10 protein-coding genes are annotated in these 12,071 nt (G+C 55.4%); 9 read left to right on the top strand and 1 reads right to left on the bottom strand.

From position 1 onward, the window contains the following. Positions 1–30: 30 nt before the first annotated feature. Entirely contained in the window at positions 31–2,076 is a 2,046-nt protein-coding gene (gene glgX / locus Q0362_RS02160) for a glycogen debranching protein GlgX (protein WP_298119291.1), read from the bottom strand. 92 nt (positions 2,077–2,168) lie between these two features. Here glgX and Q0362_RS02165 point away from each other — a divergent pair, with 92 nt between their 5' ends. The 9 genes from Q0362_RS02165 to dinB form a co-directional block, all read left to right on the top strand. Continuing rightward, positions 2,169–3,365: a cysteine desulfurase family protein gene (locus Q0362_RS02165; protein ID WP_298119294.1), complete on the top strand. Its 1,197-nt coding sequence runs from the start codon at positions 2,169–2,171 to the stop codon at positions 3,363–3,365. A 56-nt stretch (positions 3,366–3,421) separates the two neighbouring features. Next, positions 3,422–4,534 carry a tRNA 2-thiouridine(34) synthase MnmA gene (mnmA, locus tag Q0362_RS02170; RefSeq protein ID WP_298119296.1) on the top strand — a complete coding sequence of 371 codons (1,113 nt, stop codon included), beginning with the start codon at positions 3,422–3,424 and terminating at the stop codon, positions 4,532–4,534. Then, positions 4,531–6,657, top strand: a complete 2,127-nt coding sequence (ligA, locus tag Q0362_RS02175) for an NAD-dependent DNA ligase LigA (RefSeq protein WP_298119298.1) — start codon at positions 4,531–4,533, stop codon at positions 6,655–6,657. Before mnmA ends, ligA begins: the two co-directional genes overlap by 4 nt. 5 nt (positions 6,658–6,662) lie before the next feature. Next, a complete protein-coding gene (locus tag Q0362_RS02180) occupies positions 6,663–7,265 on the top strand; it encodes a DUF998 domain-containing protein (protein WP_298119300.1) in 603 nt (200 codons plus the stop codon). Positions 7,266–7,393: 128 nt separating this feature from the next. Beyond that, complete coding sequence (gene gatC, locus Q0362_RS02185) at positions 7,394–7,693, top strand: Asp-tRNA(Asn)/Glu-tRNA(Gln) amidotransferase subunit GatC (RefSeq protein ID WP_110233754.1); 300 nt, start codon at positions 7,394–7,396, stop codon at positions 7,691–7,693. A 2-nt stretch (positions 7,694–7,695) separates the two neighbouring features. Further along, positions 7,696–9,204, top strand: a complete 1,509-nt coding sequence (gene gatA / locus Q0362_RS02190) for an Asp-tRNA(Asn)/Glu-tRNA(Gln) amidotransferase subunit GatA (RefSeq protein WP_298119303.1) — start codon at positions 7,696–7,698, stop codon at positions 9,202–9,204. Then, a complete protein-coding gene (gatB, locus tag Q0362_RS02195; protein WP_298119306.1) occupies positions 9,204–10,706 on the top strand; it encodes an Asp-tRNA(Asn)/Glu-tRNA(Gln) amidotransferase subunit GatB in 1,503 nt (500 codons plus the stop codon). Before gatA ends, gatB begins: the two co-directional genes overlap by 1 nt. A gap of 9 nt (positions 10,707–10,715) precedes the next feature. Next, on the top strand, positions 10,716–10,889 hold the full coding sequence (locus Q0362_RS02200) for a hypothetical protein (RefSeq protein ID WP_280794316.1): 174 nt from the start codon (positions 10,716–10,718) through the stop codon (positions 10,887–10,889). Between the two features lie 26 nt (positions 10,890–10,915). Next, on the top strand, positions 10,916–12,071 hold a 1,156-nt coding region (gene dinB, locus Q0362_RS02205; protein WP_298119309.1), incomplete at its 3' end, for a DNA polymerase IV.

Below are 12,071 nucleotides of genomic sequence, written 5' to 3' on the forward strand. Positions count from 1 at the left end.
TAGCGCATTTTGATGACGCTGAGGTAACGGCTAATTAGCAGCGTTGAACAACAAAATAGATGTGCCCGTGAGCTTGAAGGTCTCACCGGGGCGGAGCACGCCGGGAACCTCACGAGGAGTGTGGTGTGGACTGAACCACAGTGGCTCATAGAACTGCACACCATCGTGCTTAGGAACCACTACCGAGGTGGGCTGTTCCGTACCGTGAATGATCATCAGGATGCGGTTGAAAGGCTCGTTTTCAGGAGTGCTAGCTGCGACATACTGCAGGGTTCGGTTGTGAGGATCTTCCCAGTCCTCGTTCTCCATCATTTCGCCCTGGGTGTTGTACCAATCAACCTGGCTCGCACTGGGAATGCGCTCGCCGAAGACTCCAAAGCGTGTGGGTCGAAGGGCCGGGTGGTCACGGCGCATCTTGGCCAAGTGCTTCGTTGTAGCGAGCATGTCTTGCTGCCACTCTTGGAGTTCCCAGTTCACCCATGTCAGAGGTGAATCGTGACAGTACGCGTTGTTGTTGCCGTGCTGGGTGCGACCGAATTCATCACCGGCAGTAATCATGGGAATTCCGGCGGAAAGCATGAGTGTGCCCATCAGGTTACGCATAGTGCGTCGACGGGCAGCAATGATGTCGGGGTTATCCGTGGGGCCTTCAACGCCGTGGTTGAACGAGCGGTTGTCGTTGGCGCCATCACGGTTGTCTTCACCGTTACCGATGTTGTGCTTGTAGTTATACATCGTGAGGTCGTTGAGGGTAAACCCATCATGTGCCGTGATGAAGTTCACGGAGGCAACAGGGCCACGCTCAGCTGAGAAAGTGTTGCTGGAGCCCGCCAGGCGAGTGGCAAAGCCACCCACACCTGTCGGAGCAATGCCGGTCTCACGTGCTTGAGCAATATCTGGAAGCCAGAAATTACGAATGCGGTCGCGGTAGCGGTCGTTCCATTCGTGCCAGCCGTCAGCAAAGTTACCGGTCTGCCAGCCGCCCATGCCTACATCCCAGGGCTCAGCAATGAGTTTGGTCTGAGAAAGTACAGGATCAGTGCGAATAGCCTCGAGAAGAGGGTGATCTTTTTGGTATTCGGCCTTTTCGTCGCGGCCCAAGGTTACGGCGAGATCGAAACGGAAACCATCTACTCGTGTTTCCTCTGCCCAGTAACGCAGAGAATCCAGGATGAGCTGCTGGACAACGGGCTTGGAAGCGTTGAGAGAATTACCACAGCCTGTGGTGTCGATGTAGTTACCGTCTTCGTCCTGACGGTAGTAGGAAGCGTTGTCCAGGCCGCGGAAGCTCAGGCGTGGTCCACCCTTGCCTTCCTCAGCAGTGTGGTTGTACACCACATCAAGAATGACTTCGAGGCCTGCTTCGTGCAGGTCTTTGACCATCTGCTTGAATTCGCGCAGCACAGCAGAGGGTCCCTCGGCGCGTGCCTCCTGGGTTGCGTAGGAAGCTTGAGGAGTGAAGAAGTTGAGGGTGTTGTAACCCCAGTAGTTGGTGGTTCCCTGCTTGAGAAGGTGCTCTTCTGAAACAAAAGCGTGCACAGGTAAAAGCTCAACTGCCGTGACGCCAAGTTCCTTGAGATAGGTCGTCATGGTTTCGTGACCCAGGCCTGCATAGGTTCCACGCAGTTCGAGAGGAACACCCGGGTGCATCTTGGTAAGCCCACGCACGTGTGCTTCGTAGATCACGGACTGGTCCAGTGGAGTCTGAGGCTTGGTGCTGGTTCCCCAGTCGAAGCTGGTGTCAACAACAACTGAACGCCACGTGTTTCCGACTCGGCTCAACCCCTTGGCATAGGGGTCAATCAAGAGTTCTTCAGCAGAGAATGAGTCCTGAGCTCCAGAAGGACCCCAGGCTTGCAGCGAATACTCAGCACCGGGAACAAGTAAAGAGCTAGATGTGGACCACACACCGCCCTTGCCCTTGACCAAAGAGTGACGCTCAGCAATGTGGACGCTACCAGGAGCGTCATAGATCAAAACATCTATACCCTCAGCGCTATCGCTGAATACCTTGAGCTCGCCACCGCTACGGGTTATGCGCACGCCAAGGTTCTTGAGTGAGGGAGGGATAGACACTCGAAATAGACTAGCCAGATACATTGCCTCTGTGTTTCGCTCACGTTGGTGAGCCGTTAATAAGTTCTTCGCTCGGAAAGGGGAAAGACTTGGTGGCCTATCTCGACCATGCTGCTTCTACCCCGGTACGCCCTGAAGCAACCAAGGCTTTTACTGACGCACTGGCACATGCGGGTAACCCGAGTTCTGTTCACCGACACGGTCAAGCAGCCAGGGCGCTGGTGGAAGACGCCCGTGAATACTTAGCCACTGTGCTGGGCTGCCAACCCATTGAAGTCATCTTCACTTCTGGGGGAACAGAGTCCATCAATCTGGCGCTCGTAGGTCTTTTCCGTGCTGCTGTGGAGAAAGACGCTAAGCGCAACCGCATCGTTGTCCCTGAAGCAGAACACCATGCCACGTTAGACACCGTGCTCTGGTTACAAGAACACGAAGGTGCTGTGCTCGAGTGGATCCCCGTTGACAAGCAGGGTCGCATCGATGTCGTCGAACTCCAGGACACCCTCGAGCGAGCTGGTAGGGCAGTGGCACTTGTGTCCATGCTCTGGGCAAACAACGAAGTGGGCACCATTCAGCCCGTGACAGAGATTGCCGCGCTCGCCGCAGCACACCAGGTCCCGCTCCACATTGATGCCGTCTCTGCATTTGGGCATATCCCCATCAACTTTGCCCAGATCAGAACTGAATCTGGTGCCCAGGGAAATGCAGGGTTGGTTGCCCTCAGCATTTCCGGCCACAAATTCGGTTCTGTGCCGGGTGTAGGTGCACTGGTAGTCAGCCGCGAAGCACAGCTCGAGCCACTCATTCACGGTGGTGGACAGCAGCGTGGTCTCCGCAGTGGAACACTTGATGCCCCTGCGATCTCCTCGATGGCCATCGCGGCACTGGTCACCGACAAGGCCTTCGAGCAAGAACATGCTCGTTTGTTATCTCTGCGCGATGCCACCATCGCGAAGATTCAGGCACTCGTTCCCAGTGCTGTCTTAAGTGGTGATCCACAGAACCGCCTCGATAACAACGTGAACTTCACTTTCCCCGGCTGTCAGAGTGATTCTTTGCTGTTCTTACTCGACGCTATGGGTTTCTCGGTGTCCACAGGGTCTGCATGCCAGGCCGGAGTTGCCCAGCCTTCACATGTACTTCTTGCCATGGGGCATGACGAACGTGGAGCGTCCTCAGCACTGCGTATTTCCTTGGGCCACACCACAACCCAAGAAGAACTCGACGAGTTCTTCGCTGCACTGCCTGAGGCAGTGGAACGTGCCCGCAAAGCGGGCACAACTGTTTAGCTGCTGAATCCAGCAAACTGGCAGGGCAGAGCCTTGCCACCGCTTAAACTTGGATTATGCGAGTACTAGCGGCAATGAGTGGTGGAGTTGACTCCGCCGTTGCTGCTGCGCGTGCTGTTGAAGCAGGTCACGACGTTGTTGGTGTTCACCTAGCCCTCAGTCGGATGCCTGGCACCCTGCGCACTGGTGCACGCGGGTGCTGCACCATCGAAGACTCGATGGATGCACAGCGTGCTGCCACCATGCTGGGTATTCCCTATTACGTGTGGGACTTCTCAGAACGTTTCAAGTCTGACGTGGTCGATGACTTCATTGCTGAATATCAGGCCGGTCGCACGCCGAACCCCTGCATGCGATGCAACGAGAAGATCAAGTTTGCTGCCTTGATGGAGAAAGCCATTGCTCTGGGCTTCGATGCTGTCTGCACAGGCCACTACGCCAACGTTGTTCCAGATGCCAACGGCAATCTCGAGCTTCACCGTGCCAGTGCCTGGGCCAAGGATCAGTCCTATGTGTTGGGTGTGCTCACCGCTGATCAGCTTGCACATGCGATGTTCCCACTGGGGGACACTCCTTCTAAGGACCTCATTCGTGCGGAAGCAGCAGAGCGTGGCCTGAGCGTTGCTCAGAAGCCCGATAGCCACGACATTTGTTTTATTCCTGATGGGGACACTCGAGGCTGGTTAGCTGATCGCGTTGGCATCACCGAAGGTGACATCGTCGACACCGAAGGAAACAAGCTCGGAACCCACGAAGGAACTCCTGGTTTCACCATTGGTCAACGCAAGGGACTCCACATCGGAACTCCTGCGCCAGATGGTCTTCCTCGCTTTGTTCTCGAGATTCGCCCCAAGACCAACACGGTTGTGGTCGGTCCTAAGGAAGCTCTGGACATCATCGAGATTGCGGGAACTAGTTTTACTTGGTGCGGAGAACCACAAGAAAACCCTGAGAACGAGTTTGATGTGGAAGTGCAGATTCGTGCACACGCTGACCCTGTTCCCGCTGTTGCTCAGCTGGTTGGTGGTGAACTGGTGGTTCGCCCCGCCAACCCGTTTAACTCAGTGGCTGCAGGCCAGACCGCTGTGATCTATGTCGGCACCAGAGTTCTGGGACAGTTCACTATTGCGAGAACCGTGAGTGATCTGAATGTCGTGGCCACCGCATGAGCGAAGATGCGCTCTTCGGCGATGACCTCGCACTTGAGAAAGAACTGACTGACTTCGAAAAAGCTCAGCATGAAGTTGAAGAACTCACCAGCAAAATCCTCGAAGCCCGTGATGCTTACTACGAGCGTGATGAGAGCCTCATCGCGGACCTTGAATATGACGCGCTGATTCAGCGCCTCGAAGCAATCGAACGCACATACCCAGAACTTCAAGGCCAAGACAGCCCCACCCTTTCTGTTGGTGGCAAGGCAACAGAACTCTTTGCTCCGGTGACCCACGCAGCTCGCATGATGAGCCTGGATAACGTCTTCTCTGAAGAACAGTTCATGGACTGGGCTGCGCGCATCAAGAAAGACACCGGACGCGAGGTCAACTACCTGTGCGAGTTGAAGATTGATGGCCTTGCCATCAATCTGCGGTACGAAAACGGAACCCTAATCTCTGCTGCTACCCGCGGTGATGGCGTTGTCGGTGAAGATGTCACAGCAAATGTTCTGACCATCAAATCCATCCCTACGAAGCTGGCTGGATACGGACACCCTGCCCTGGTTGAAGTGCGCGGAGAGATTTTCTTCCCCGTTGACGCATTTAGAAAGCTAAATGTGGAACTGGCACAAGCAGGGGAGAAGGTCTTTGCTAACCCCCGTAATGCTGCCAGTGGTTCTCTGCGCCAAAAAGACCCGGAGAAGACTGCCACCAGACCACTTGCCATGTTGGTGCACGGTATTGGTGCCTGGGAAGACGCTCCCGTTCCTACGCAGTCCGAAGTGTATGGACTGCTCAAGAGCTGGGGACTGCCCACCTCCACCCACTACCGAGTTGTCAGCTCAGCAGCAGATGCAGCTACTTTCATTCGTGAGATGGGTGCGGCCAGAGACTCTGTTGAGCACGAAATCGACGGCATCGTCATCAAGGTCGATGACATGGCCACCCAGCGAGAGCTGGGTGCCACCTCACGAGCACCTCGCTGGGCTATTGCCTACAAATACCCACCCGAGCAGGTCAACACCAAGCTGGTCGATATTCGTGTCAGTGTGGGTCGCACCGGTCGGGCCACGCCCTATGCGGTCGTCGAGCCCGTCAAGGTTGCCGGCTCCACAGTTGAGTTCGCTACCCTCCACAACCAAGACGTGGTTAAAGCCAAGGGCGTGCTGATCGGCGACACCATCGTCATTCGCAAGGCCGGAGACGTCATTCCGGAAGTTCTTGGCCCAGTTCTGGAACTACGCGATGGCACGGAGCGAGCATTCGTCATGCCGGAAGGTTGTCCTGAGTGCGGTGCAAAGCTGGCACCGGCTTCAGAGGGAGACATTGATCTTCGTTGCCCCAACCAAAAGAGCTGCCCAGCTCAGGTTCGTGGCCGCGTGGAACACATTGGTTCTCGAGGTGGCCTGGATATCGAAGGCCTCGGCGAAGTCGCTGCCACTGCTCTGACTAACCACAAAGACGGTGAAGAGCCACCTCTGGCAACCGAAGCACACTTGTTTGCACTCACTCTGGACGAACTCAAGCAGGTTCCTTACTTCGTGAACGCCGATGGCACCGAGTCCAAAAACGCAGTCGAGCTCATTGCCAACCTTGAGCTGGCAAAGACCAAGCCACTGTGGCGTTTGCTCGTCTCACTCAACATTCGCCACGTGGGCCCCGTCGCAGCACGCGCACTGGCTAACCACTTTGGTTCCCTCGACGCCATTCGTGCAGCCAGTCTGGACGAACTGGCCGCTGTCGATGGCGTCGGCGCGATCATCGCTGAATCACTGACGAACTGGTTCCAGGTTGATTGGCACCAGGACATCATCGAGCAGTGGAAAGCTGCGGGCGTTCAGTTTGAGATCCCCGGCCACGAAGGCCCCGGTGCTGTTGTTGAGATTGATGGACCCTGTTCTGGTCTGACCATCGTTGCCACGGGCTCTCTAGAAGGATTCACGCGTGATGGTGCGCAAGAAGCCATCATTGCTGCAGGCGGCAAGCCTGCATCGAGTGTGTCCAAGAAGACTGACTTTGTTGCGGCAGGTCCAGGTGCTGGATCCAAGCTCACCAAGGCTGAGGAACTGGGTATTCCGGTTCTGGATGCAGATGGTTTCCGCACACTTCTAGCTGATGGTCCTGCTGGACTGAAGTAGTTTTTATGGCAACTCAGCACTCAGTCTCAATTGCAGGAATTATCTTCCTGCTGAGCTCTGCTGTGTTATTTCTTTTAGCACCATTAGCAATGCCTTCTGATTACAGCTGGATCAGTAACTCCATCAGTGAGTCCGGAGCGCAAGGCCTTTCCGGTGCATGGGTGACGCGTTTAGGGTTCCTCACCTTCGGACTCGGCGTCATTCTTGTCGCACTTACTCGCTGGGATGCATGGAGAACATCTGCAGGGCTTTTGTTGTTCGGTTTTGGTTTCCTGATGCTCACCGTGGCGGCATTCTCAACCAGACAGTGGAACGCAGATTCTTCGTTCAATGAACTTGAGAGCAACCTGCACTCAGTCTCCGCCAGCGTCATGGGCTTTTTCTACGGGGTTGGAGTATTGCTGGTTATCTTGTTCGAAAAGCAAGCTTCTCGGGCAGTGAAGATGTTGGGATGGGCTGCCGTAGTGACGTCAATAGCGATGCCCATACTTGTCGGAGTCATTCCCGAATTTGGTGGCGTTTTCCAAAGGATTATGTTCGCTATCGCGATCGCTTGGTTTGTAGTTCAGGGAAGAATTTCACAAACAAAAATTCATGCCGATAGATAACCCTCAAATATTTCCACCAAAAGCTCGGATATTCCGTGAATTAATTTCGGTTTGGTACTTTTGCGTAGTTTTTTCACAAATTCAATGACGGTTATCTCCGCGATGAGCTCCCGGTAAACTTGGTTCTTATGTCTGACATTTCTGCCGAGCAGGTGCGCCACCTGGCTAACTTGGCCCGTATTGACCTTTCTGACGCGGAAATCGCGACAATGACCACTGAGCTGGGCCAGATCATGGAAGCAGTTGCTTCCGTGCAGGCCGTTGCCACACCTGATGTGCCGGCAACCAGCCACCCCATCCCTCTCAAGAACGTCTACCGTCCTGACGTTGTCGCTGATGTGATTCCGACCGACAAGGCACTGGCTTCTGCTCCTGAGCACGATGGTTCGCGCTTCAAGGTGTCCGCCATTCTGGGGGAGGAGCAGTAATTATGTCTGACCTTATTCACAAGACCGCTGCCCAGCTCGCTGAGATGCTCGCTGCGGGAACCACTACTTCAGTCGAGATCACCCAGGCACACCTTGACCGCATTGCTGCGGTTGATGGTGACCTGAATGCCTTCCTGCACGTGAACGCTGCTGTGTCCCTTGATGCTGCGAAGGCTTCTGACGCTCGTCGTGCTGCAGGTGCACCGCTCAGCCCACTTGATGGTGTTCCTATCGCTATCAAGGATGTTCTTGTCACTACTGACATGCCTTCTACCTCTGGTTCCAAGATTCTCGAAGGCTGGATGTCTCCATATGACGCCACCGTCGTGACAAAGGTTCGCGAAGCAGGACTTGTTCCTCTCGGCAAGACCAACATGGACGAATTCGCTATGGGTTCCTCCACTGAGCACTCTGCTTATGGTCCCACCCGCAACCCATGGGACCTCGACCGCATTCCTGGTGGTTCTGGTGGTGGCTCTGCTGCCGCAGTTGCAGCCTTTGAAGCTCCTCTTGCTCTGGGTTCAGACACGGGTGGATCTATCCGTCAGCCAGCCCACATCACCGGCACAGTGGGCGTGAAGCCCACCTATGGTGGTGTTTCTCGCTATGGCGCGATTGCACTGGCTTCCAGCTTTGACCAGATTGGTCCCGTGACCCGCACGGTCATGGACTCTGCTCTTCTGCACGACGTGATCAAGGGTCACGATGTGCACGACAGCACTTCGCTCAAGGACGAGTGGCCTTCATTCGCAGAAGCTGCGAAGAATGCCAACGTCAAGGGCCTCAAGATTGGTGTCATCGAGCAGTTGGATGGCGAAGGCTTCCAGCCCGGCGTTCTTGCTCGTTTCCACGAGTCGCTTGAACTCCTCAAGGCCAACGGTGCTGAGATTGTGAACGTCTCACTGCCCAGCCTGGAGCACGCTGTTGCCGCTTACTACTTGATCCTTCCTGCAGAAGCCTCCAGTAACTTGGCCAAGTTTGACTCGGTTCGCTTTGGTCTGCGCGTGCAGCCTGAAGGCGGCGGAACAGTTGAGCAGGTCATGTCGGCAACCCGTGAAGCAGGTTTCGGTGCTGAAGTGAAGCGCCGCATCATTCTTGGTACCTACGCCCTCTCAGCTGGGTATTACGACGCGTATTACGGTTCTGCCCAGAAGGTGCGCACCCTGGTCCAGCGCGACTTTGCAGATGCTTTTAGCAAGGTTGATGTGTTGGCTTCGCCCACTGCTCCCACAACTGCGTGGAAGCTGGGCGAACAGCTCGATGACCCCGTAGCTATGTGGCGGGGAGATATCGCGACCATTCCTGCCAACATGGCTGGTATTCCTGGAATCAGCGTTCCTGCTGGTCTCGCAGACGAGGACGGATTGCCTGTCGGCATCCAGTTCCTCGCACCTGCTCGTGAAGATGCGCGCTTGTATAACGTTGGTGCAGCACTCGAAACTCTGCTGGAGCAGAAGTGGGGCCACACCCTGCTGAGCCAAGCACCAGAACTCAAGGGAGGGGCGCTCTAATGGCTAAAGCAAAGCTCATGGATTACGACAAGGCGCTCGAACTCTTCGAACCCGTCCTCGGTTTCGAAGTTCACGTTGAACTCTCCACCAAGACCAAGATGTTCTCGGCAGCTCCCAACAACTTTGGTAGTGAGCCCAACACCAACATCACTCCCACCTGCCTCGGTCTTCCAGGTTCTTTGCCTGTGGTGAATGAAGAAGCTGTGCGCTACTCAATCAGCCTGGGCCTTGCCCTGGACTGTGAGATCGCAGAATCTTCCTCGTTTGCACGTAAGAACTACTTCTACCCCGACCTGGCGAAGAACTACCAGATCTCTCAGTTCGATGAGCCCATCGCCATCAACGGAAACGTGGAAGTAGAGCTGCCTAACGGCCGCGTCTTCCAGATCGACATTGAGCGCGCTCACATGGAAGAAGACGCCGGAAAGCTCACCCACGTGGGTGGTTCCACCGGCCGTATTCAGGGCGCTGAGTATTCACTCGTGGACTACAACCGTGCTGGTGTTCCACTCGTGGAGATCGTGACCCGCATGATTGAGGGCGCCGAACACGACGCCCCTGAACTTGCCAAGGCCTATGTCGCCACTATTCGTGACATCGTTCTGGCTCTCGGTATCTCTGACGCCAAGATGGAGCGCGGAAACCTGCGCTGTGATGCAAACGTGTCGCTTCGCCCCCGTGGTTCAGACAAGCTTGGTACTCGCACCGAGACCAAGAACGTGAACTCTCTGCGCTCTGTTGAGCGTGCTGTCCGCTACGAAATCCAGCGCCAGGCGCAGATCCTTGCAGACGGTGGAACCATCATCCAGGAAACTCGTCACTGGCACGAAGACACTGGTGCAACCAGTGCCGGTCGTCCCAAGTCGGATGCGGATGACTACCGTTACTTCCCTGAGCCTGACCTGCTTCCTGTTGTGCCAGACCCAGCTCTGATTGAAGAGCTGCGTGCTGCATTGCCAGAGAAGCCAGCTGAGCGTCGTCGTCGCCTCAAGGCTGACTGGGGCTTCACTGACCTGGAATTCCAGGATGTGGTTAACTCTGGTCTGCTCAACGAGATCACCGAGACCGTCGCTGCTGGTGCAACCCCTCAGGCTGCCCGTAAGTGGTGGACAGGTGAGATTGCACGTTTGGCTAACGCTGCTGAGGGTGATGCCGGTATCGACATCACTCCAGCACAGGTTGCAGAACTTCAGCAACTGGTCGACGAAGGAACCTTGACGGACCGTTTGGCGCGTCAGGTTCTGGAGGCAGTTGCTGCCGGTGAAGGTTCACCTCGTGAGATCGTGGAGACCAAGGGTCTTGCTGTGGTCAGCGATGACGGCGCATTGATCGCCGCCATCGACGAGGCTCTTTCCGCTCAGCCGGATGTCCTTGAGAAGATCAAGGATGGCAAGGTTCAGGCTGCTGGAGCCGTCATTGGTGCTGTTATGAAGGCAATGCAGGGCAAAGCAGACGCGGCACGCGTTCGTGAACTCGTGCTAGAACGAGCAGCTGCGCTCTAAACTGTCATTATGCGTATCGTTGAATTCATCGTTTCCTTCGCTTTGCTCGTAGTTGGTTTCTGGCTCATGGCTGCCGCATTCACTTCTGAATTCGTTGGCTACGAAGTACTGACCTTCACTGCAGGCATCGTCGCGTTCTCTGTGTCGTTCGGTCTGCCCATGCGTCGCTACCTGAAGGCATAATTACCTCCTCGATTCTCCATGTCGACATGGACGCGTTCTTCGCGTCCGTGGAGGTATTAGACCGCCCCGATGTGGTCGGCAAACCTGCCGTTGTGGCACATGATTCACCTCGTTCTGTGGTGACTAGCGCAACCTACGAAGCTCGAGCTTTAGGCATTCGCTCCGCGATGCCGCTGAGTAATGCCAAGCGTCTTGTTCCAGACGTGATTGTGCTGGAGCCTCACTTCGAAAAGTACCGTCATTACTCCCACATGGTGATGAAGATATTCCATGACTTCACACCGCTGGTTGAACAGCTGTCTATCGATGAGGCATTCCTTGATGTTTCAGGTGCTCAGAAAATCTTCGGCTCGCCCGAAGAAATTGGCGCACAGATCAAGAAGCGGGTATTTGACGAGACAGGTTTGCCGTGTTCTGTGGGAGTGGCGAGCACCAAGTTTGTAGCCAAACTTGCCTCCACCAAGTCCAAGCCCAATGGTTTGTTGGTGATCCCAGAAGGTGACACTCTCCAATTCCTGCACCCACTCCCTATTGATGCACTCTGGGGTGTGGGGAAAAAGACCGCTGAGATACTTCATAAACGCGGGCTTCACACTGTGGCAGATGTTGCACATTCTCCCGAGCAGAGCTTGATTTCAGCTCTTGGTCAAGCGGCAGGATCACATCTTTATGCTCTGTCCTGGGCGAGGGATCCTCGTCCCGTCTCGACAGAGAGAGTGGACAAGTCCATCGGGAAAGAACACACCTTCAACGAAGACGTGACTGACCTTGAGAAACTGAAAGCAACCCTGTTATTCCAGGCAGACCACGTTGGTGCCCAACTGCGCAAAGCGCAGATTGAGGCACGGACCATTGGGCTCAAGGTCACCTTTTCTGACTTCGAATCCCTGACTCGCTCTCGCACATTGCCAGAAGCCACGAGCGTGGGCAGAGAGATCCACAAGATTGTCTGTGAACTTCTCGACGACCTGCGCATTGGTGGCCGTGCTGTGAGATTGATCGGTGTTCGAGCTGCGGGACTGGTTGAAGCCGGCGGGCAACAATTGTCTTTGTGGGAAGACGAAGCAGATCCATGGAAAGACGCAGAGATTGTCATTGACCAGGTCGACAACAAGTTTGGCCCTGCCAGTGTCCGTCCAGCCTCCTTACTGCGTAAGATAGAGCCCACACGGGAGTCCGGTA

Origin of the sequence: uncultured Aurantimicrobium sp., assembly GCF_936931525.1 — a bacterium.
GTDB lineage: Bacteria > Actinomycetota > Actinomycetes > Actinomycetales > Microbacteriaceae > Aurantimicrobium.